Origin of the sequence: Marinilactibacillus sp. XAAS-LB27 (assembly GCF_036039175.1) — a bacterium.
Taxonomy (GTDB): domain Bacteria; phylum Bacillota; class Bacilli; order Lactobacillales; family Carnobacteriaceae_A; genus Marinilactibacillus.
Window position 1 is genome coordinate 293,622 of record NZ_JAYXKP010000001.1, and the last position, 20,453, is coordinate 314,074.

The window sequence follows — 20,453 nt, forward strand, 5'->3', positions numbered from 1 at the left end:
ATCTGTATATCCTTATAGAATAAGTATGTATAAGTAATCATTGCATACTCATTCTAAAGAGGGGGACATAAGATTATGGAAGAAAAAGACTTAAAAATTGCTCATAACATGATGAAGCTAAAATTAAAGAAATTAGCTGAACAGGTCATTGTGATCACTGGTGCATCAAGTGGGATAGGATTAGCTACTGCTAGAATGGCTGGAGATTATGGCGCTCGTTTAGTTCTGGTTTCACGAAATGAAGAAGCTTTAAAAACTCTCGTTGAAGAATTCGAAGAGAAAGGCCAAAAAGCAATATACGTAAAAGCAGATGTTGGCATTGAAGAAGACGTAAAACAGGTTGCTAAAGAAGCCATTGCAGAGTTTGGCCGTTTCGACACATGGATTAATAATGCCGGCGTTTCTATTTTTGGTCATGCCATCGATGTAACGATACCGGATATGAAAAAAGTATTTGATACTGTCTACTGGGGAGTCGTTTACGGTTCTAGAGAAGCTGTAAATCGTTTTAAAGATCGAGGAGAACCTGGTGCGTTAATTAACGTGGGAAGTCTCTTTGGAGATAGAGGAACTACCGTACAATCAACGTATTCTGCTGCAAAATTTGCTGTTCATGGATGGACTGAAAACCTTAGAATGGAAGCAGAAAAAGATCGGATACCCGTATCTGTCACGTTGATTCATCCTGGACGAATCGATACACCATACAATGAACATGCTCAGAGTTATTTGGAAAAGCAACCCGGTCATAGAGGAATGATTTATCCTCCAGAAGCTGTAGCGGAAGCAATTCTCTTTGCTGCTGAGCATCCAAAAAGAGATATGTTTGTCGGTGGGCAGGCAAAACTATTGAGTATCTTAGGTAAAGGCTTTCCTAGACTAATGGATAAAGTAGAAGAATATTATGCGTATCCAACACAACATATCAGCAAACCTTCAAAACCAAAAGACGATAGTGCTTTACACGAAGCTGGTTACGGCTTGCATGAACGCGGTACAAGCGAAGGCTGGAGAAGAAAATCAAGTCTTTATGTAAAAGCATCTAAACATCCTTTTCTCTCAACAGTCGTAGTAGGAAGTGTGGCCTTACTGGCTCATGGATTAATTAAAAAGAAATAATCATAAAAAAGGTCAGAGAGTATGAGGATCATTTCCTACTCTCTGACCTTTTTCGTTTTTATTTTTCTGGGTTCCAAACCCATTGATGTCCAAGTTTGCCCAAAAGTTTGTCTGCTTCTTCGGGCCCCATTGTTCCTGCTTCATATTTCGCAGGGATTTCAGAGTTCATATCCCAAGCTTCACGAATAGAGTCGACGTATTTCCAAGAATTCGAAACTTCTTCCCAGTGTGCAAAGTGCGTTCTATCACCATTCAAACCATCTAAAATTAGCTTTTCATAAGCTTCAGGACTTTCCTGAATTGTCCCTTCAGTTCTCAGGTGATCAAATTGCATTGTTGTAGTGTCCATACTCATTCCAATTTTTTTCTCATTTAATTGAATAGAGAATCCTTCGCTCGGTCCAAGATACATTGTGATGACATTAGCATCAGTAGACTCGTCTGCGTAAAGAGAGTGGGTAGTTTTTTTGAACACTACATTGATTTGAGCTTCTTTTTTAGTCATTCTTTTTCCAGTTCTTATATAGATTGGAACACCTGACCAGCGATCATTTTCGATTTCGATTTTACCGGCTACATACGTTTCAGTTGTTGAATCTTCAGAAACATTTTCTTCTTCTAAATAGCCTTGAAGAGACTTTTTATCAGAGTGCGTATATTGCGCACGCACAAAGTTATCTTTAACATCTTGAGGTGATAAAGCTTTAAGTGCTTCTAAAACACTCATTTTTTTCTCTCTAATTTCATCGGAATTAAAAGAACTCGGTGCTTCCATTGTCAGCAGACTGAAAATCTGCATGATATGATTTTGGACCATGTCTCTTAAAGCACCACTTTTATCATAATAACCAGCACGTTCTTCGACGCCTAATTCTTCGCTTAACGTAATTTGTATATTTGAAATGAACTGATTATTCCAAACTTGTTCGATCATAGGGTTAGCAAATCGAAACGCTAATATATTCTGTACCATTTCTTTGCCAAGGTAATGATCGATTCGGTATAAATCTTCAGACTCAAAGGCTTCTAATATTTCGTCATTCAGTGCTTTAGAACTTTCATAATCTGTTCCGAATGGTTTCTCGATGATGACCCTATTAAACCCTTTTTCGTTTAATAAATTTTGACTTTTCAGATGATTCGTAATGGTTCCAAAGAAATCAGGAGACATTGATAAGTAGAAAATTCTATTTCCACCAATCTCGTATTTTTCATCTAACCTATTGGATAATTCTCTCAAAGTGTCATAGTGTTCTGTATCTTTAACGTTATGAGACTGATAGTAAAAATGTTGAGAAAATGTCTTTATTTGTTCTTCAGATCCACCGATGTTTTTCACTGAATCTCTAACGATTTCCTGATAATGTTCATCCGACCAGTCACGTCTGGCAGTACCGATAACTGCAAAATTTTCTTCTAAAAATCCTTTAGTATATAATCGATACAATGAAGGATATAATTTACGCTGGGCAAGATCCCCAGTACCTCCAAAAATAATGAAGAGTGCTTTATTTGCTTGAGACATACTTTCCCTCTTTTCTACTTATACATTCATGTATAAAGGTTACTGTACTCTCCCTCTTTTCTACTTATACATTCATGTATAAAGGTTACTGTACTCTATTTTACTTTTTGTTCCTAGTTCTAGCAACTGTATTGTAGCAGTTCGAGTGAAATAAGTTAAATACAAGAGTTAAAATATAGGAATACGTTATAAGGTAGGTTTTTGAAACTAGTCTCTATTTTAAATTAAAAAACTCTCATCAAACTAATAAATCTTCTTCAAATTCATCGGAAATGTGCCAATTATAAGGAAAAATAATGAGAATGATGGCATAAATCTAGATTGCATTAAAGACGTTTGGTACAATATCAAAGACTTAAAGAAAGAGGCGAGAAAATGACACACCCATTTGAACAATACAATATGAAAGATTTCTTGATAGAAGCAATAAAAGAGATTGGTTTTGACGAACCAACCGAAATTCAGAAAAAAGTCATCCCAGAAGTAAAAAAAGGGAGAGACATTATTGGTCAGTCACAAACAGGTTCAGGTAAAACACATGCCTTCCTCCTGCCATTATTTAATAAAATTGTTCCCGAACATGAACAAGTACAAGTTGTGATTACTGCTCCTAGTAGAGAATTGTCTGATCAGTTGTTTCAAGCAGCTAGTCAATTAGCAGAGCACTCGGAAAAAGAAATCATTGTACAACAATTCATTGGTGGAACGGATAAACAAAGACAGATCGATAAGCTTGCTCAAAAACAACCTCATGTTGTTATTGGAACACCTGGACGTCTGTTTGATTTAATTAACCAGAATGTTCTATTGACACATACAGCAAACTATATGGTTGTCGATGAAGCAGATATGACACTTGATATGGGCTTTTTGGAAGAAGTAGACCAAATTGCTGCGCGTCTTCCTGAGAAAGGGCAGATGCTCGTATTTTCGGCTACAATTCCACAATCATTACAGCCATTCCTTAAAAAATACATGAAGAGTCCTATTGAAATTAAAATTGAAAACCAACAGATTATTTCAGATACCGTGGAAAACTGGTTGATTTCAACCAAAGGTAAACAACGAGTTAATGTCATTCACGAATTGTTAACAATTGGTCAACCTTATTTGGCTTTAGTATTTGCAAACACTAAAGATAGGGTAGATGAGATTGCAAAGGGTCTTAGAGATAAAGGTCTTGAAGTGGCTGTTGTTCACGGTGGCATTTCTTCTCGTGAAAGAAGAAGAGTCATGAGACAAATCCAGAATCTGGATTATCAATATGTTGTTGCTTCAGATCTTGCGGCTAGAGGGATCGACATCAAAGGTGTTTCTCACGTTATTAATGCTGAGATACCTCACGAATTAGATTTCTTTATTCACCGTGTCGGCAGAACTGGCCGTAATGGTATGGATGGGATAGCCGTTACCCTTTATTCTCCAGGAGAAGAAAAAGAAATTGAAACATTAGAGAGTATGGGTATTACTTTCCAACCTAAAGAAATAAAAAATGATGAAGTACTAGATACGCATGACCGTAACCGAAGAGATCAGAGAAAAGATCAAAATAGTAAAGAATCTTTTGACTCGGAAATTCATGGTATGCGTAAAAAAGCTAAGAAAAATGTGAAGCCCGGATATAAGAGAAAGATCGAGCGTAAAAAAGAAGAGAAAAGAAAGAAAGCTAGAAAATTGACGCAAAACAACCGTAAAGGTCGTAAGTAATTTTCTAGTCAAAAAAACACAATCTTACTAGTATCCTAAGCAGATACCAGTGAAGATTGTGTTTTTTTATGATGTTTTAGCTTCTTTTTTCGGATCCGTTGTTTTCTTCATATCTTTTACTGCTAGATAGAAAATAAACAAGGATAAACCAATTTTCAATTCAAACGCGTATACCGTAACTAAATTGAATAAAGAGGATAGTTCTATAGCGATTGTTGGTAGAACAGATGCCATTATAGCCATTCTCAGGTTCTGTTTGAACAATAACCCAGAGCGTAGGAGTTTAGAAAAAAGATTTGCAAATAAGAGAATAAATAGCAATTCAAAAATTTCAATAAATCCAATACCAATGTAACTGATTACAAAAGTGAAAGCATAAGTCAGGAATGAAAAAGAACCTAAGCCATTCAAAAGCGCTTTGACGGATGAACTATCAAGCGATTCTAATTGATCATACGAAGTATCAACACCGTAGCCTAAGAAGCTTAGATAGAATGTATCTTTCAGTAAACCAATACCTACAGGTACATTCAGACGTGTTAGGTTTTGATCAATCTCTTCGGAACTCATTTGATCATTAGGATCAAAGAATAAAAGAAAAGAATTCGTTTGATGAATAGAAGCATTCGTTTCAGAAGTAGTTAATTCACCATCAGTAATGTCAAATTCAGGAAGTTCACTAGCGATTTCCTGTCCGTCTTTTTGAATCGATTGTAATATCGGGACAACTCTCACGATACTAATCACTGTGATAAAAAGTGTGATAATCGCAACTAACTGAGCGATCTGTCTTTTTTTCATGTTTTTTGCACGATGAATCTTTTTAGGATTAAAAATGGAATATTTCAAGTATTTAATCAATAGCGACCTTCCTTTTTATATAATAAACAAATTTAAAGACTTTAATCATTTTACATCCCAGTAGATTAAAAAACAACGGCAGCTTTTATTCCTTATCTGATATTCTGTAAATATAAGCGTCAATAAGTGAATTTGTGTCGAATATTTGAATAGATTCCAGCTTATCCTCTTTAATAAAATGGTCTCTAATGTTAGAATGAGTTTAGTAAGAACAATATTAACAGGAGGAATGTTTATTATGGCTTATACTTTACCTGAATTACCGTATGCGTACGATGCTTTAGCACCACATATCGATGAGGAGACAATGGTCATTCATCATGACAAGCACCACGCTGCATATGTAACTAAAGTAAACGCTGCTCTAGAAAACCACCCAGAGTTAGCTGAACTGAGTATTGAAGAATTGATGCAGAAACTTGATTCTGTTCCATCTGATATCAAATCAGCTGTTCAAAATAACGGTGGGGGACATGCAAACCACTCTTTATTCTGGGAAATTCTATCACCAAATGGTGGAGGACAACCTTCAGGAGCATTAGCAGAAGCGATCAATGAAACATTCGAAAGTTTTGAAGCTTTCAAAGAAAAATTCAGTGCAACTGGTGCAAACCGCTTTGGTTCAGGTTGGGCATGGTTAGTGGTTACTGATGGAAAATTAGAAGTCATTGATACATTAAACCAAGATTCTCCATTATCTTTAGGCAAAACACCTATCTTAGGTCTTGATGTATGGGAACACGCTTATTACTTGAACTACCAAAACAAACGTCCTGATTACATTTCTGCTTTTTGGAATGTTGTAAACTGGGAAGAAGTTTCTAAACGTTACGAAGCCGCAAAATAATTAGGTCTTTAAATTTCTAACTTTTTCTTTAATCCAGCTGATATATCTTTAACTAAATAGGTATTTGTATTAGTTAGAAAAAAGAAATAGACAAATAAAAGAGAATCAGGAACGTACTTTGGTACGCTTTCTGATTCTTTTTTATGTGAAAATATGAGGGTGTAATGAAGTAGAGGGAAAAGAAAGGCATCTTGAAAATTAAAGTTTTTCAAAGTAGAGTTATTGTAAGCGAGCAGCGTTAAATCAAATGCTGAACTATATTTTCTTGAGTAATTTCCCATTTATCTTTAATGAATTCAATCTTATGTAGACTTGTATGGGAGGTGGGGAAAGGTATATTTTTATTTGTCCACTCTATTCCTTTTAGAATATGGTAAATGATATTAATTACACCACCGTGCGTTACAATCAGAATATTTTCTTTATGATTTTTTTCAATATGATTTTCGCTGACTTTATCAAAAGCTTGCTGTATTCGACTGAAGTTATCACTTGGACTTTCTCCACCAGGGTAATTTTCATCCATTCTTAGACGATTGAAGTACACTCCAGGATACTTTTGATTTGCTTTATCATTGGACAGTCCTGCTAGATAACCGTTATTGGTTTCACGCCATTCTTTAGATTTCTCAATAGGCAACTGAAGAGCGTCTGCAATGTGTATACTTGTCTCTAGTGCTCTTGTTAAATCGCTAGTAATAATTTGATTTATAAGAAACTCTTCATAATGATTTTTTAAATATTGACCCAATTCTTTCGACTGTGTAATGCCTTCATCTGTAAGTCCTCTCTGACTCCAGCCACCACGAAATCCATCTGCGTCTTTGCCATGCCGAACTAAGTAAATAACCATGAATTTCTCCCTATAAATAATGATGTTTTTATTATACTGATTTAGTACTAGAATAGAAACTGCAGCTTTTTAATATGAATTCGTTTAACTACTCTTTAAATATTGATAAGATTTACATAATTTAGACAACTTCACAGAAATTTCCACTTTAACTTATAGAAAAAAGACCTCCTGTTTGGTAAACTGGTTTGAGCATATAGAGTTTTATATTTAAAAATTTCAATTCCTTAAACAGTTAATTTATTTATTTACGCAAAATTAGTGGAGGTATTTTATTTGATTAAACCAGCAAAAAAAGTAAATGATAGAAAAAAATCCCATATTCCATTTAGACTGAATTTATTGTTTTTTATCGTCTTTATGTTATTCACAGCTTTAATTCTAAGACTTGGGTATCTGCAAATTGTTAGAGCAGATGAGTACCGCGCAGAAGTAGAACGTACAGAAAACACTACGATTACGGGTAGTGTTCCTCGTGGAGAAATTTTTGATGCCACTCTAAAAAAATTAGTTGGAAACGAAGCTAGAAACACGATCACATATACACGCGGTAAAAGTACTAGCAGTACTGATATGGCAGAACTTTCACTTAATCTAGCAGATTACATTTCAATGCCGCATGTTTCTCCATTTGATAGTGATGAAAAAAGAGACATCACTTTAAGAGATATGCAAGATTACTATATTTCTACGAACTTAAAAGAGTTGAATAAGTCTTTGACGGATGAAGAGAAAAAGCTCAGTGGGTCTAAATCTTACCAGGCTCTTTTAGATAAAGTCTCAGAAGATGATGTGTCTGGCTTTAGCGACAAAGAAAAAATAGCTACGGCTATATTCAAAAAAATAAACGCTTCATACTCACTTAGTACAGTAAATATTAAAAATGAAGATGTGACACAAGAAGAAATTGCACGAGTTAGTGAGAGCTTAGGTGAATTACCTGGTATTGGAACGGGTACGGATTGGGTACGTGTTTATCCGGAAGAGAATATGCTTAGAAGTGTTTTAGGTGGAGTAACTACAGAAGCACAAGGTATTCCGAGCGACAAAGTCAGTAAGTACCTTGCAATGGGATATTCCAGAAATGATAGAGTCGGCCGAACATATCTAGAATCACAATATGAATCAGTTCTTAGAGGAACAAAATCTAGTATAGAAACAGAAACAGATACTTCAGGAGAAATCATTAATCAGATAGAAAAATATTCAGGTAGTAAGGGAGATAACTTAATTTTAACTTCTGATATTGACTTCCAGAGGACTCTCGAGCAGATTGCAAAGGACTCCCTAGGTAAACGGGAAGGTAAAAATGACAGAATATATATTGCAGCTATGAATCCCAAAACGGGAGACATTTTAGGAATGACTGGACAACGAATTCAAGATGGAGAAATAGTAGATGATGCGTTAGGTGTATTTACCTCATCTTACAATATGGGCTCTTCTATAAAAGGTGCTACTGTACTCTCTGCATACATGGATGGGGTTTTAGATTCAAGTAATAACAGAATTATAGACACACCTCTAAAATTTAGAGGATCTAATGATATATCTTCTGTATTTAATAGAAGTGGATCTATAGAAATGAATGACATCACTGCTTTAGAACGTTCTTCGAATGTTTACATGGCTCGTTTAGCCATGAGAATGGGTGGAATTTGGGACTATACTAGAGATCAAACATTACCATTAAACTATAATGAGCTTATAAAAAAACAACGAGAATATTATGCTATGTTCGGACTTGGAGTAAACACTGGTATTGATTTACCTAGTGAAGAAACTGGTCTAAAAGGTACTCCGACTCAACCAGGTGAAGCATTATTTGAAGCTTTCGGTCAATATGACACATATACGACCTTACAGCTTCTACAGTATGTTTCGACTATAGCCAACGACGGGACAAGAATTGCGCCCAGATTGGTATCTGAAATAAGAGATACTGATCCAGAAACCGGTGGCGTAGGTGCTTTAAAAACTGAAATCGAACCTAAAGTATTAAACAAAATCCCTGTTGAAGAAGAAGCACTAAATAGAGTTCAGCAAGGTTTTTATCAAGCAGTTAATGGATCACAAGGATCCGCTCGTTCATATTTTACAGGTACGCCTTATGAGTCTGCTGGTAAGACTGGAACAGCTCAAGCGTTTTATTACGATGAAGAACTTGGAAGAAATGATGGAAGAGTCATTAACTTGACATATGTTGGGTACGCACCTTTTGAAAATCCAGAAATTGCTGTTGCGGTAGTTGTTCCTTATTTACCAGAAAGAGATTCTGAAAGAAATAATCATGAAAATACAAGAGCCGCTAGAAGAGTCATGGATGCGTATTTCAAAGCAGGTGAATTTGAAACAGATGGTTCTGGAGTCGAAGAAACAATAGAAGATATACAATCTGCTGCGAATGAAGCACAAAACGACGAAGAATAATAAAAAAGTTTCTAAAGCAAATAGACCATCAGAAGTTAGAATACAATCTCTGGTGGTCTATTTTTGCAAACAAAAAGCCGGAAGTAGAACTCCCAGCTTTTTTGCTTGAATTATTTAGTTTCACGGTGCAATGTAGTTTTTTGCTCTCTCGGGCAATATTTCTTAACTTCTAAACGTTCCGCATTGTTACGTTTGTTCTTAGAAGTTAGATAGTTGCGTTCTTTGCAGTCTGTACATTCTAAAGTTACGTTTACTCGCATTATGGTCCCTCCCAATCTTACCTGAATTAAAGACTAACAAGGTGTCTAGTCTTTCGCCTTGACTAGAATACCATGTTTCTAAAAAAAATGCTATCTTTTTTAGGTCTGAAATCTTATTTTACACGTTAAATGTTACGTTTAAAAGAAAAATCACTTTGCAAGGAGATTACAATTTGGTTATAGAGCATCGAGTTCTTCCTGTTTAATTAGGATTATGGTAAAATTTGTAAGGCGATAAATCTTTAGGAGGAACAAATATGGAATTATGGATCATTATTGGAATACTTTTTGGAATATCGGCTATTTTATTAGTCTTTTCATTTCTGAAAAAAGAAGAAAAAGAGCGGACGTACAAAGAATTAGAAGATGTTTCATTAAATTTGGTACAAATTATCTATGGCTTGAACAAAAGAGTTAAAACTCTTGAAAAAGAACTTAAAATAGAAAATCCTGAACAGACTTTTCCAGATCGTGTAACGAATATGACGCAAACTCATATATTAACGCTGTTCACACAAGGACTGTCTGCTAAAGAAATATCAGAACATTTACATGTATCTGAAGCTTCAGTTCAACATACGATCGATGCTTATATAGCAGATGGTATTAATTAACAAAAATTTCAATAACGAAAGGAACTGTTCAATGTCTAAGAAAAATGTACGTATACTAGCACTTGGTTTTTTCATTTCTGGACTTCTACTTGCGTTATTTTACTTTGTTTTTCCAACTTCTTCTTCAGTAAGTTCCCAAAGTAATAATGAAGTAGATGAGTTAAAATCAGAAGTCTCATATTTGCAGAACAAGATAGCTGAAATGGAAGTAGCTCAAGTTGAAGATCCAGCTGCAGAAGAACCAGTAGAAGATACTGAAGAGCAACCAGAGGAAAATACTGAAGACAGCAACGAAGAACCAGAAGAAAACGCTGATACAGAAGAAACGGAAGAAGCAACTGAAGAAGATCAGGAAGAAGAAGTTGAAGAAGATCCTGTCGTTACTACAACCGTAACGATTGGCGATGGACAACCAAGTAGTGTTGCAGCGAGCCAGTTACTTGATCAAAATATTATTGAAGATCGTTTTGATTTTGACAGCTTTTTAGAAGATAACAATTACGCTCCACTTGTCAGACCTGGTAGCTATGAAATCAAAAGTGATATGTCTTACGAAGAAATTGCCCAAGCTTTGATGGGTCGATAATTTCTTCTAGCGATATTAGGCATATGATTTCTATAACTTTCTCAATTCCTATATGATTAGATTATCATGGATAAGAGAAAGGTTGAGTAGAATGAGTAAAATGTCTAAAGTCAGTATGACGAATGGTGAACTTTACATGATTCAATTAACACCCAAAGAGATTACAACGGCTTTTAGAAAATCAGATTCGGATTTTCAGGAATTTCAATTGAAATCTGGAGAAACGATTTATCTACATGCCGCACATATTGTTTCGATTGAAAGTACAGGCGAAACAACCAGCTTAACAGATTCATTTGATACGGATCATGTAGAAGTTGAAAATTCACATCCTACACAAAAAGATAAAGATGAAAAGGCAGATCAGAATCTCAAAGCTGCCCAAGCTTTCAAAAAAGATTTAGAAGGTAATATGGAGTAAACAGACTACCCAGCTACCAAAGGTCCTACAGATCTTTGGTAGCTTTTTTTCGTTTGACACCGTTTTATTTACCTCTCAAAAACCCACTTTATGTGCTATACTGTTTATTAAATAGCTGAAAAGGAGGATCAAAACATGAACCCTCAAATGAAAATGTCTCTTAGGAGATGGCAAAGAAAACCTTATGTTACATATGGACTGATGATGGTAACGATTTTTATGTTCTTTCTTCAAACTATAAGTGGCGGAAGTGAAAATCCACTAGTTTTAGTACAGTTCGGGGCTAAGGTCAATCAGTTAATTATATTTGGTGAATGGTGGCGACTCATTACGCCTGTATTTCTTCACATTGGTTTTGAGCATATTCTATTTAATGGCGTGCTCATCTATTTCTTAGGGATTCAAGTCGAAGATATTTTTGGACATTGGCGGTATTTTTTATTGTATATGTTAAGCGCACTCGCTGGGAACGCTGCTAGCTTTGCTTTTAATCAATCTATTTCTGCGGGAGCAAGTACAGCTCTTTTCGGACTATTCGGAGCTACTTTAGCTTTACCCAAACTTTTTCCAAATAATTACAGTATTAAAGAAATGTCAAAAAGATTTATGGCTTTAATCATCATCAATCTAGTATTTGGAATTTTCAGTAGCGGTATTGATATGGCTGGTCATATAGGCGGAATAGCAGGCGGGTATCTTTTGACATACGCACTATCTGCTCCAAACGCTTGGGTTAGTGGTTGGAAAGTGCAAGGTAAGTATGCAGCAATATATTTAATCGCTTTAATTATTTTACTTGTAATTGGCTGGCAAACAACTAGCTCACTATATTTTTAATATTCGGAGGCTTACATGATGCTTGAGAAAAAACTAATTGGGATTGACCTTGGTGGTACAACCGTTAAATTCGCAATTTTAACGACAGATGGTCAAGTACAAACTAAATGGAGTATAGAAACGGATAGTTCTGATCAAGGGACTAAAATTGTTCCCTCGATCATTGAATCTATCTTGCATCACCTAGAATTATACGGTATGCAAAAAGAAGAATTTTTAGGAATCGGTATGGGATCACCAGGAAGCGTGAATCACGCAGAGGGAACCGTAATAGGTGCCTATAACTTAAATTGGCGCACTACTCAGAACATTAAATCTGAAATTGAAGCAGGAACAGGCATTCCCTTCGTTATTGATAACGACGCTAATGTGGCTGCTTTAGGTGAACAATGGATGGGTGCTGGGAATAACGAGCCTAACGTTGTATTTGTTACTTTAGGCACTGGTGTAGGTGGAGGCATTATTTTAAATAATGAATTAACGCGAGGCGCTACTGGCGCTGCTGGTGAAATCGGCCATATCGTTGTAGACCCTCATGGGTTTGATTGTACGTGTGGAAATAAAGGTTGTCTGGAAACCGTCGCTAGTGCAACTGGAGTCGTTAGACTAGCTCGAACGATGGCTGAAACATTTGCTGGAGAATCATTGTTAAAAGAAAGTATCGACAATGGAGATAGTGTAGATGCGAAAATGGTATTTGATGCAGCTAGAGAAGATGATATTTTTGCAAACCTTGTTGTAGACGAAGTATGCAATTATCTTGCAATAGCTAGTGGAAATATCGCTAATATGTTAAATCCTTCAACTATTGTGATTGGTGGGGGTGTATCAAGAGCGGGAGATTTCTTGTTAAATAGGATCACAGAAAAATTCAAAAGATACGCTTTCCCACCAATTTATGACCATACTAAGATCAAAATTGCTGAATTAGGTAACGATGCTGGAGTGATTGGAGCAAGTTCTCTGGTACTCAATCAATCTACAGCCGAGGTTTAATACGTGAAAAAACGACCTTTAATGTGCTAGTATTAAAAATATACTAATACAAGAGTGAAGAGGGTGATTAAATGCTGAGAATAAACGATCGTTACATGATCTGTTTTATTCCTATGCTTTTGATCACCCTCTTTCTTTCTGGGTGTAGCTCTCTTGGTACCTCAGAAACACAAGAAGCGGATGAAGAACTAGAATCGTTTGTTCAAATTGATCAATCAAAACAAACCGTGCAGAAAATTGTTGGTTGGTTGAACGAAACAGATATACTCGTCCACTTAGGAGATCAAGAAGAGCAAGAATTGATTCGCTTAAATATTCATACTGGAGAAGAGCGAAATATTTATACAACAAATCAACATATTCTGACAGTGGAGATCAATAATGCCTTGGATAAAATTCTTATTCAGGAAGGCTCTGACTCAATTGTTGAACTGTTTACAATGACCACAGAGGGAGAAGAGATCTATAGAATAGACCTTGGTTATTCTGGCTATATTTCAGTCGACTGGAACGCAGTTGATGACAATCTCGTTTTTTTATCCCACTATCAATATGATCAGGAAACATCTCTAGAATCTTCGAAAGTCATGATATGGAATTTAGAGACAAATGAATTAGCTGACTTCCATGTAAATGCTATTGAACCAAGCTGGTATTCTGCACATTTATATCTATATGTAAATGAAGTAGATGGTTACTTATATATCGGAGATACTAGATCTACTGAAGGTGATCAGATGATCAACAACAAAACCATTGACTATCACCTTTATCAAGATACCTTTATATCAATGGAAGCATCTGACATTAATGACCAACAAGTCCACTTGATGAAAGACCATCCTTTTTTGGTGCATCAAGGTGCACTGACCATTCCTAAAGTAACAAGAGGGGAAATACCTGTAAAACCATTTATATCCCAGAGCGTTCGAAATGGAGACGTTTTAGGAGTCATAGCAACTGAGGCAATAGATTTGAATTTAACACTAGGAGATTTCAACTTGAGTTTACTAGACTTTGAGAATAATGAGTATGAAAAGCTTTTAGAACTTCCAGACAATGCCCCAATAGCTTTATCCCCAAATGAACAATACGTTCTTTACGGGTGGCAGTTTGAAAATATTATAGAATTAGATGGTACGGAAGAATTGATTTCTCTTATTTCTGATCCTTCTTGAAATATACACTAGAAAAAAACGCTTTTCTAATGTAATATGTAAAGGTGAGAAGTGATAGAGAGGAAGTTTGAAATTGGATGGAATGACAATTTTTACTATAATTCTTTGGATTGGGTTACTTGCGTGGGGGATTTGGGAACTGGTTCAGTATTTCAGAAGAAAAAATGCTGCTGAAGTCGTGACTAAAGAAGTTTTCAAAGAAAATATGCGTAGAGCTCAAATCGTAGATGTAAGAGGCAAAGACGAATTCGATGCTGGACATATTCTTGGCGCTCGTAACGTCCCTTATATGCAGATGAAGCAAAGAGGAAACGAATTACGTAAAGATCAGCCAATCTACTTGTACGATGAGAAAAAAACGATGAGTGCACGAGCAGCCATCATGCTTAAGAAACAAGGTTACTCTAATCTATACATCTTAAAAGGTGGTTACGCTGATTGGGATGGTAAAATCAAACGTAAGAAAGCTTAGTAATTTATGCAAAAAAGCAGCTAACCCTTGTGGTTAACTGCTTTTTGCTTATTGTGCTTGAAAAGAATTTACGATAATTGCAGCCGTTTCTTCAATAGATTTGTTGGCTACATTAATAATTTGACAGTCTAATTTTTTATACAAGTTTTCAGCGTAACGGATTTCTTTTTGAATACGAGCGGTACTTGAATAGGGCGTATCTGGATTCATACCATAAGAGATCATTCTTTCTCTTCGAATATTAGATAAGATACTTTCATCGTTTGTCAGTCCAACAATTTTTCTGGAATCTACTTGCCATAATTCTTTTGGTATTTCAGATTCAGGCATAAGCGGTAAGTTGGCAACTTTGTAATTCTGATTTGCAAGATAAATACTGAGCGGCGTTTTTGAAGTTCTCGAGATCCCTAATATAACGATATCAGCTTCTAGAAACCCTTTGGGATCTTTACCATCATCATAGGTTACTGCAAATTCCATTGCGCCTATACGATCAAAGTAATTTTCGTCCAGCTTATGCATGGCACCAGGCTTACCTTGAGGCTCTAAATTTGTTCTTTTGCTAATTTCTCTGATAATCGGATTCAGTATATCAATACAAGTCAAGTCATGTTCACTACAGTAATCGTGAATTGTGTCAATTAACACGCTATCAACAAAAGTATGTAGAATCAGTGCATTGACCGCCTCTGCTTTTTCTAAAATACTCAACAATTGTTTCTTTTCTCTGATAAAAGAGAATATTTTAAAGTCACAGTGTAGGCTAGGAAACTGTGAAAGTGCCGCATTGCTAATGTTACTAGCTGTTCCTCCTACAGAATCTGATAATACAAATATCGCTAATGGTTGATGGTCTCCCATAAGGTTCTTCCTCTCTTGTTTCAATAAGACTCAGTATACAGGACACTTATATATTGTTAAAGTCCCATCCTCATCTTGATATTCTTAAACATATTCGCTATTATAAACTAAACTAATTAAAAGGAAGCGATCGCTTGACTGCTTTTGAACAAGCTGTAACAACTTTAAAGAAAAATGGCTATAAAACGACCGGCAAACGACAAAAGCTTTTAGAACTTTTATACAATCAGGATAAGTATATGTCAGCAAAAGAAGTTCAGGATCATTTAAAAGAACTTTTTCCAGGAATCAGTCCAGATACGATCTACCGTAACTTAAATACTTTTGTGGAATTATCTGTAGTGGAAGAAACTGAATTAAATGGTGAAAAACTTTTTCGATTCAATTGTGACATGCATGGTCACCACCATCATCACTTTATCTGTACGAATTGTGGGAAAACTATCGGCTTAAAAGATTGTCCGTTAGACATGTTTGCAGACCAGTTACCAGGCTGTAAAGTGGTTTCTCATAGATTTGAATTGTTTGGATTATGCGAGGAATGCGTTGCAAGTTAATTCTCATAAAGGCACTATTATATTTAACTAGAGATAAAAACTTTAATTATTTTACAACAATGTATTGACGTAAAATATCTTGTTGTATATAATGAGCAAGAACTGGTTTTATGCATTTTCGATGTATATGAAATCAGTTACATCATTTATTGATAGGGAAGACCAATTGTGATTAATGAACTCATTAAACAATGGAACGCCCTGAACGTACGAGGGGAGGGGAAGAACGATGACTAAAACAGATATCAAGAACGGTGAGAGTCTTGATGATGCTCTTCGTCGCTTCAAACGTTCCGTTTCTAAAACAGGCACATTAAAAGAAGCCCGTAAACGTGAATACTATGAAAAGCCAAGTGTAAAACGTAAAAAGAAATCTGAGGAAGCAAGAAAACGTAAACCTGGTAAATTTTAATTTACTGTTTCGTTGCCTCGATGTATTTTAATGTACCACCACTTTTTTAAGAGGGTGAATCGTTTGGCCAAACTAGAAGAACTAAATCAAGATATGAAAGTAGCGATGAAAGCTAAAGATCGCGAGAGTCTAACAACTATCCGTATGCTTAAATCTGCTTTACAAAATGAGCAGATCAGCAAAGGCGAAGAGTTGACAGATGATGAAGAACTGACTGTTCTTGCTCGCGAGAAAAAGCAGAGATTGGAATCTTTACACGAGTTTCAAGAAGCTGACCGCAAGGATTTAGTGGAAAAACTCGAAAAAGAATTGTCCATTGTCGATCGCTACCTTCCAGAACAATTAACTGAGGAAGAGATTTCTCAAATTGTTCAAGATGCAGTCGTTCAGACTGGAGCTGACTCCATGAAAGATATGGGGAAAGTAATGGGTGCCATTTTACCTAAAGTTAAAGGTAAAGCTGACGGAAGTCTGGTTAGCTCACTAGTCAAAAAAGAACTAAGCAAATAAAAAATGGGAGTTGAGATATTCATCTTGACTCCTATTTTTTTTCGACTTTTTCTTTGAACAATGGCTGTAAACCTTTAATTGAATAAGATATTGCTATTATACTTCTTAAGATAGAGATTAGATTACATTTATGCTATCATTTGATAGAAGAGATTCATTAATTAAACAATTCAAAGGAGTTGGCATTTGTTTGACTGACAATGCACATAAAAAAGTCCGAATCTTTGATGATTCAGAAATAGCGATTCAAATATTGGGAGCACAGAACATTCATCTCAAACTATTAGAAGATGAATTAGCTGTCACGATAAACAACCGAGGTAATCAAGTTGAGATTAGTGGCGATAAAGAAGCTGTCGAATTAGCGGACAGTGTATTAAACGAAGTAGAGCAGCTTTCTGAAAGAGGAAATAGGATAAAGCGTACAGATATCTTATCTGCAGTAAGAATGGCTCAACAAGGCAAACTATCTCAATTCATAAAAATGTATGAAGAAGAAATTGGTAAAGATCGCGATGGACGTCCAATTCGCATAAAAAATGTGGGTCAGAGAAACTATGTTCATTCTGTAAAAAACAATGACATTGTTCTAGGTATCGGTCCTGCGGGTACTGGTAAAACTTATGTCGCTGTTGCAATGGCTGTAGCAGCAATGCGTAGAGGAGAAGTTAAGCGAATCATTTTAACACGTCCGGCTGTTGAAGCAGGGGAAAAATTAGGATTTCTACCAGGTGATTTAAAAGAAAAAGTTGATCCTTATTTACGACCTCTGTATGATGCCCTTTACAATATATATGGAACAGAGCACACAAACCGTTTAATGGACAGAGAAATTATCGAAGTTGCGCCTTTAGCCTATATGCGCGGTCGTACACTAGATGATGCTTTTGTTATCCTTGACGAAGCTCAAAATACAACTGTTCCGCAAATGAAAATGTTCCTGACTCGTCTAGGTTTTGGCTCGAAAATGATTATTAACGGAGATAAAACTCAAATTGATTTACCTTCTGGTACAACAAGTGGTTTAATTCATGCTGAACGTGTATTGAGTGGAGTCACTGGTATCGGTCATATTCATTTTGAAGCCGAAGACGTCATCAGACATCCTTTAGTTGCTAAAGTCATTAAAGCCTATGAAAAAGAAACGGATCTGAAAAAATAATGGAAATCATACTATACGATGAAACAAATCGCCTAAAACCCGAAGAAGAACAGTTGATATCAGAAATTTTAGATTTCTCAGCTGAAAAGCTTTCAATTGAAGAAACTGCAGAAATCTCTGTAACGATTGTTGACAATCAACGCATTCAAGAAATCAATAAAACCTATAGAAATAAAGATTATGCTACAGACGTCATCAGCTTTGCTATGGAAGACGAGCATGAAGATGAATGGGTTATGCCAGATGATGACTCATTTGACTTGCCAAGAGTGCTTGGTGATTTATTTATTTCAATTGAGAAGACAATCGAACAAGCAGAGGAATACGGACACTCATTTAAAAGAGAATTAGGATTTCTGGTTGTTCACGGCTTACTTCACTTGAATGGCTATGATCATATGAATGAAACGGATGAAAAAGAAATGTTCTCTCTGCAAGAAGAAATTTTAAAGGAGTATGGACTTGAACGATAAAAAACAGCTGCCGCAAAAAAACAGAAGATACAGCGACTCCTTCCGCTATGCATTTGAAGGTGTCAAAACGACTTTTCAAGAAGAACGCAATATGCGTACCCACGTTATGGCTGGTGCCGTTGCGCTACTTCTTGGAGTCTTTCTTTCGTTATCTATAACGGAATGGTTATGGATCTTGTTGGCTTCTTTTCTCGTTTTTGTCATGGAGATTCTAAACACGGTTATTGAAAACCTTGTGGATCTCGTTACACAAGAATATCACCCACTAGCTAAAAAAGTAAAAGACATGGCCGCAGCGGCAGTGCTGAGTACAACCATATTTTCGGTTGTGACTGGACTCCTGATTTTTGCACCAAAGTTGCTGGACCTGTTCTTTTAACGAGAGGATTCTTACAATATGGACAACGATCAAATTAAAACGCTTATTCAACAAGCCGATCACATGTTAGACAGAGCTTACGTGCCGTATTCACATTTTCCAGTTGGTGCTGCACTGATGACTAAAGAAGGAAAAGTTTATTCTGGATGCAACATAGAAAATGCATCCTTTGGCTTAACAAATTGCGCTGAAAGAACAGCTATCTTCAAAGCAGTCTCTGAAGGAGAAAGAAACTTTGAATATATTGTCGTAACTGGAGATACAGAAGGCCCCATTTCACCTTGTGGTGCTTGCAGACAAGTCATGAGTGAATTTTTTGCACCCGAAACGAAAGTCTTACTTACAAATAAAAAAGGAATGGAACAGGAAACTACTGTAAAAGAATTGCTTCCTGGAGCCTTTCAATCAAAGGATATGGTATAGAATGTCAGAAGAAAAAGCATACAAATCGGGATTCGTCTCGCTTATTGGGAGACCAAATGTTGGCAAATCAACATTATTGAATCGAATGATCGGTCAAAAAATTGCCATCATGAGTGATAAAGCCCAAACAACTAGAAATAAAATACAAGGTATCTACACAACAGATAACGAACAAGTTGTCTTTATCGATACACCAGGTATCCATAAACCTAAGCACAGACTAGGCGATTTTATGGTAGATTCAGCATTGAGTACGTTTAATGAAGTTGATGTTGTATTGTTCCTTGTAAATGTATCAGAAAAGCGTGGACCAGGAGATAACTTTATCATTGAAAAGCTAGAGCACATTTCTACTCCAGTATTTTTGATTTTAAACAAAATTGATCAAGTCCATCCTGATGAATTACTTCCGATCATTGAAGATTATCAGGCACAATATGACTTTGATGAAATTATTCCAATCTCTGCAATTGATGGCAATAACGTAGACCGTATGCTCGATGTTGTTATTAAGTATCTTGATGAAGGCCCTCAATATTATCCTGAAGACCAAGTCTCCGATCATCCTGAGTATTTTATCGTATCAGAATTAATTCGTGAGAAAGTTCTTGAATTAACGAGAGAAGAAGTTCCCCATTCAGTAGCTGTAGTTGTTGAAAGAATGGTCCGAGATGAATACGACAAAGTTAAAGTAGACGCTACAATTATTGTAGAACGTAAAAGTCAAAAAGGGATCATTATTGGAAAAGGCGGTAAAATGCTAAAAGAAATTGGTACGCGAGCTAGAAAAGACATTGAACGATTACTTGGAGATAAAATTTATCTTGAAACTTGGGTTAAAGTTCAAAATGACTGGCGAGATAAGCAAACCTATCTTTCAGATTATGGTTATAAGAACGAAGATTATTAATAAAAAATTCAGCTGGACGTTTTCTGTTACCCAGAAAGCGTCTATTGCTTTATTCAGAGG

Annotated in this window: 24 protein-coding genes; 19 read left to right on the forward strand and 5 right to left on the reverse strand. The window is 36.0% G+C overall.

Features of this window, described 5'->3' with window-relative positions:
• Nucleotides 1–75 precede the first annotated feature (75 nt).
• On the forward strand, nt 76–1,119 hold the full coding sequence (locus tag VXN63_RS01325) for an SDR family oxidoreductase (protein ID WP_327756171.1): 1,044 nt from the start codon (nt 76–78) through the stop codon (nt 1,117–1,119).
• 58 nt (nt 1,120–1,177) lie between these two features.
• Here the strand turns inward: VXN63_RS01325 and zwf are convergent, their stop codons facing one another.
• On the reverse strand, nt 1,178–2,644 hold the full coding sequence (gene zwf, locus VXN63_RS01330) for a glucose-6-phosphate dehydrogenase (RefSeq protein ID WP_327756172.1): 1,467 nt from the start codon (nt 2,642–2,644) through the stop codon (nt 1,178–1,180).
• A gap of 375 nt (nt 2,645–3,019) precedes the next feature.
• On the opposite strand from zwf, the gene VXN63_RS01335 reads away from it, so the two are divergent.
• The gene (locus tag VXN63_RS01335) at nt 3,020–4,351 is read left to right on the forward strand and encodes a DEAD/DEAH box helicase (RefSeq protein ID WP_327756173.1); all 1,332 of its coding nucleotides are present in this window, start codon (nt 3,020–3,022) and stop codon (nt 4,349–4,351) included.
• Between the two features lie 66 nt (nt 4,352–4,417).
• Here the strand turns inward: VXN63_RS01335 and VXN63_RS01340 are convergent, their stop codons facing one another.
• Nucleotides 4,418–5,212, reverse strand: a complete 795-nt coding sequence (locus VXN63_RS01340) for a DUF1189 domain-containing protein (RefSeq protein ID WP_327756174.1) — start codon at nt 5,210–5,212, stop codon at nt 4,418–4,420.
• A 238-nt stretch (nt 5,213–5,450) separates the two neighbouring features.
• On the opposite strand from VXN63_RS01340, the gene VXN63_RS01345 reads away from it, so the two are divergent.
• Nucleotides 5,451–6,059 (forward strand): superoxide dismutase, encoded by a 609-nt coding sequence (locus VXN63_RS01345; protein ID WP_327756175.1) that lies wholly within the window; start codon nt 5,451–5,453, stop codon nt 6,057–6,059.
• Nucleotides 6,060–6,297: 238 nt separating this feature from the next.
• On the opposite strand, the gene VXN63_RS01350 is transcribed toward VXN63_RS01345, so the two are convergent.
• Nucleotides 6,298–6,912 (reverse strand): histidine phosphatase family protein, encoded by a 615-nt coding sequence (locus tag VXN63_RS01350; protein ID WP_327756176.1) that lies wholly within the window; start codon nt 6,910–6,912, stop codon nt 6,298–6,300.
• A gap of 276 nt (nt 6,913–7,188) precedes the next feature.
• Between VXN63_RS01350 and VXN63_RS01355 the strand changes: the two genes are divergently transcribed.
• Complete coding sequence (locus tag VXN63_RS01355; protein WP_327756177.1) at nt 7,189–9,342, forward strand: peptidoglycan D,D-transpeptidase FtsI family protein; 2,154 nt, start codon at nt 7,189–7,191, stop codon at nt 9,340–9,342.
• 110 nt (nt 9,343–9,452) lie between these two features.
• Here the strand turns inward: VXN63_RS01355 and rpmG are convergent, their stop codons facing one another.
• Complete coding sequence (gene rpmG / locus VXN63_RS01360; protein WP_327756178.1) at nt 9,453–9,602, reverse strand: 50S ribosomal protein L33; 150 nt, start codon at nt 9,600–9,602, stop codon at nt 9,453–9,455.
• 257 nt (nt 9,603–9,859) lie between these two features.
• On the opposite strand from rpmG, the gene VXN63_RS01365 reads away from it, so the two are divergent.
• The 7 genes from VXN63_RS01365 (at nt 9,860) to VXN63_RS01395 (ending at nt 14,706) form a co-directional block, all read left to right on the forward strand.
• Nucleotides 9,860–10,216 (forward strand): helix-turn-helix domain-containing protein, encoded by a 357-nt coding sequence (locus VXN63_RS01365; protein WP_327756179.1) that lies wholly within the window; start codon nt 9,860–9,862, stop codon nt 10,214–10,216.
• Nucleotides 10,217–10,247: 31 nt separating this feature from the next.
• Nucleotides 10,248–10,802 carry a hypothetical protein gene (locus VXN63_RS01370; RefSeq protein ID WP_327756180.1) on the forward strand — a complete coding sequence of 185 codons (555 nt, stop codon included), beginning with the start codon at nt 10,248–10,250 and terminating at the stop codon, nt 10,800–10,802.
• A 91-nt stretch (nt 10,803–10,893) separates the two neighbouring features.
• The gene (locus VXN63_RS01375) at nt 10,894–11,223 is read left to right on the forward strand and encodes a hypothetical protein (RefSeq protein WP_327756181.1); all 330 of its coding nucleotides are present in this window, start codon (nt 10,894–10,896) and stop codon (nt 11,221–11,223) included.
• A 135-nt stretch (nt 11,224–11,358) separates the two neighbouring features.
• On the forward strand, nt 11,359–12,060 hold the full coding sequence (locus tag VXN63_RS01380; RefSeq protein ID WP_327756182.1) for a rhomboid family intramembrane serine protease: 702 nt from the start codon (nt 11,359–11,361) through the stop codon (nt 12,058–12,060).
• Between the two features lie 18 nt (nt 12,061–12,078).
• Complete coding sequence (locus VXN63_RS01385) at nt 12,079–13,056, forward strand: ROK family glucokinase (RefSeq protein WP_327756183.1); 978 nt, start codon at nt 12,079–12,081, stop codon at nt 13,054–13,056.
• A 71-nt stretch (nt 13,057–13,127) separates the two neighbouring features.
• Nucleotides 13,128–14,234 carry a hypothetical protein gene (locus tag VXN63_RS01390; protein ID WP_327756184.1) on the forward strand — a complete coding sequence of 369 codons (1,107 nt, stop codon included), beginning with the start codon at nt 13,128–13,130 and terminating at the stop codon, nt 14,232–14,234.
• A gap of 82 nt (nt 14,235–14,316) precedes the next feature.
• On the forward strand, nt 14,317–14,706 hold the full coding sequence (locus VXN63_RS01395; RefSeq protein ID WP_327756619.1) for a rhodanese-like domain-containing protein: 390 nt from the start codon (nt 14,317–14,319) through the stop codon (nt 14,704–14,706).
• A gap of 48 nt (nt 14,707–14,754) precedes the next feature.
• On the opposite strand, the gene VXN63_RS01400 is transcribed toward VXN63_RS01395, so the two are convergent.
• The gene (locus VXN63_RS01400) at nt 14,755–15,567 is read right to left on the reverse strand and encodes a pyruvate, water dikinase regulatory protein (protein WP_327756185.1); all 813 of its coding nucleotides are present in this window, start codon (nt 15,565–15,567) and stop codon (nt 14,755–14,757) included.
• 134 nt (nt 15,568–15,701) lie between these two features.
• Between VXN63_RS01400 and VXN63_RS01405 the strand changes: the two genes are divergently transcribed.
• The 8 genes from VXN63_RS01405 to era all read left to right on the forward strand — a co-directional run bounded on the left by VXN63_RS01405 (nt 15,702) and on the right by era (nt 20,393).
• Complete coding sequence (locus tag VXN63_RS01405) at nt 15,702–16,124, forward strand: Fur family transcriptional regulator (RefSeq protein ID WP_327756186.1); 423 nt, start codon at nt 15,702–15,704, stop codon at nt 16,122–16,124.
• 229 nt (nt 16,125–16,353) lie between these two features.
• Nucleotides 16,354–16,536 (forward strand): 30S ribosomal protein S21, encoded by a 183-nt coding sequence (rpsU, locus tag VXN63_RS01410; protein ID WP_225743959.1) that lies wholly within the window; start codon nt 16,354–16,356, stop codon nt 16,534–16,536.
• Between the two features lie 63 nt (nt 16,537–16,599).
• A complete protein-coding gene (locus VXN63_RS01415; RefSeq protein WP_327756187.1) occupies nt 16,600–17,046 on the forward strand; it encodes a GatB/YqeY domain-containing protein in 447 nt (148 codons plus the stop codon).
• A gap of 190 nt (nt 17,047–17,236) precedes the next feature.
• A complete protein-coding gene (locus VXN63_RS01420) occupies nt 17,237–18,208 on the forward strand; it encodes a PhoH family protein (RefSeq protein ID WP_327756188.1) in 972 nt (323 codons plus the stop codon).
• Entirely contained in the window at nt 18,208–18,681 is a 474-nt protein-coding gene (gene ybeY, locus VXN63_RS01425) for an rRNA maturation RNase YbeY (RefSeq protein WP_327756189.1), read from the forward strand. Before VXN63_RS01420 ends, ybeY begins: the two co-directional genes overlap by 1 nt.
• Complete coding sequence (locus tag VXN63_RS01430; protein WP_327756190.1) at nt 18,665–19,060, forward strand: diacylglycerol kinase family protein; 396 nt, start codon at nt 18,665–18,667, stop codon at nt 19,058–19,060. The genes ybeY and VXN63_RS01430 overlap by 17 nt, the downstream gene beginning before the upstream one ends.
• 18 nt (nt 19,061–19,078) lie before the next feature.
• On the forward strand, nt 19,079–19,483 hold the full coding sequence (locus VXN63_RS01435) for a cytidine deaminase (RefSeq protein ID WP_327756191.1): 405 nt from the start codon (nt 19,079–19,081) through the stop codon (nt 19,481–19,483).
• A gap of 1 nt (nt 19,484) precedes the next feature.
• Nucleotides 19,485–20,393 carry a GTPase Era gene (gene era, locus VXN63_RS01440; RefSeq protein WP_327756192.1) on the forward strand — a complete coding sequence of 303 codons (909 nt, stop codon included), beginning with the start codon at nt 19,485–19,487 and terminating at the stop codon, nt 20,391–20,393.
• Nucleotides 20,394–20,453: the final 60 nt, after the last annotated feature.

Coding starts and splice junctions, on each gene's coding strand:
- VXN63_RS01325 (WP_327756171.1), top strand. CDS start 76: ATGGAAGAAAAAGACTTAAAAATTGCTCATAACATGATGAAGCTAAAA.
- zwf (WP_327756172.1), bottom strand. CDS start 2,644: ATGTCTCAAGCAAATAAAGCACTCTTCATTATTTTTGGAGGTACTGGG.
- VXN63_RS01335 (WP_327756173.1), top strand. CDS start 3,020: ATGACACACCCATTTGAACAATACAATATGAAAGATTTCTTGATAGAA.
- VXN63_RS01345 (WP_327756175.1), top strand. CDS start 5,451: ATGGCTTATACTTTACCTGAATTACCGTATGCGTACGATGCTTTAGCA.
- VXN63_RS01350 (WP_327756176.1), bottom strand. CDS start 6,912: ATGGTTATTTACTTAGTTCGGCATGGCAAAGACGCAGATGGATTTCGT.
- rpmG (WP_327756178.1), bottom strand. CDS start 9,602: ATGCGAGTAAACGTAACTTTAGAATGTACAGACTGCAAAGAACGCAAC.
- VXN63_RS01365 (WP_327756179.1), top strand. CDS start 9,860: ATGGAATTATGGATCATTATTGGAATACTTTTTGGAATATCGGCTATT.
- VXN63_RS01370 (WP_327756180.1), top strand. CDS start 10,248: ATGTCTAAGAAAAATGTACGTATACTAGCACTTGGTTTTTTCATTTCT.
- VXN63_RS01375 (WP_327756181.1), top strand. CDS start 10,894: ATGAGTAAAATGTCTAAAGTCAGTATGACGAATGGTGAACTTTACATG.
- VXN63_RS01380 (WP_327756182.1), top strand. CDS start 11,359: ATGAACCCTCAAATGAAAATGTCTCTTAGGAGATGGCAAAGAAAACCT.
- VXN63_RS01385 (WP_327756183.1), top strand. CDS start 12,079: ATGCTTGAGAAAAAACTAATTGGGATTGACCTTGGTGGTACAACCGTT.
- VXN63_RS01390 (WP_327756184.1), top strand. CDS start 13,128: ATGCTGAGAATAAACGATCGTTACATGATCTGTTTTATTCCTATGCTT.
- VXN63_RS01395 (WP_327756619.1), top strand. CDS start 14,317: ATGACAATTTTTACTATAATTCTTTGGATTGGGTTACTTGCGTGGGGG.
- VXN63_RS01400 (WP_327756185.1), bottom strand. CDS start 15,567: ATGGGAGACCATCAACCATTAGCGATATTTGTATTATCAGATTCTGTA.
- rpsU (WP_225743959.1), top strand. CDS start 16,354: ATGACTAAAACAGATATCAAGAACGGTGAGAGTCTTGATGATGCTCTT.
- ybeY (WP_327756189.1), top strand. CDS start 18,208: ATGGAAATCATACTATACGATGAAACAAATCGCCTAAAACCCGAAGAA.
- VXN63_RS01430 (WP_327756190.1), top strand. CDS start 18,665: ATGGACTTGAACGATAAAAAACAGCTGCCGCAAAAAAACAGAAGATAC.
- VXN63_RS01435 (WP_327756191.1), top strand. CDS start 19,079: ATGGACAACGATCAAATTAAAACGCTTATTCAACAAGCCGATCACATG.
- era (WP_327756192.1), top strand. CDS start 19,485: ATGTCAGAAGAAAAAGCATACAAATCGGGATTCGTCTCGCTTATTGGG.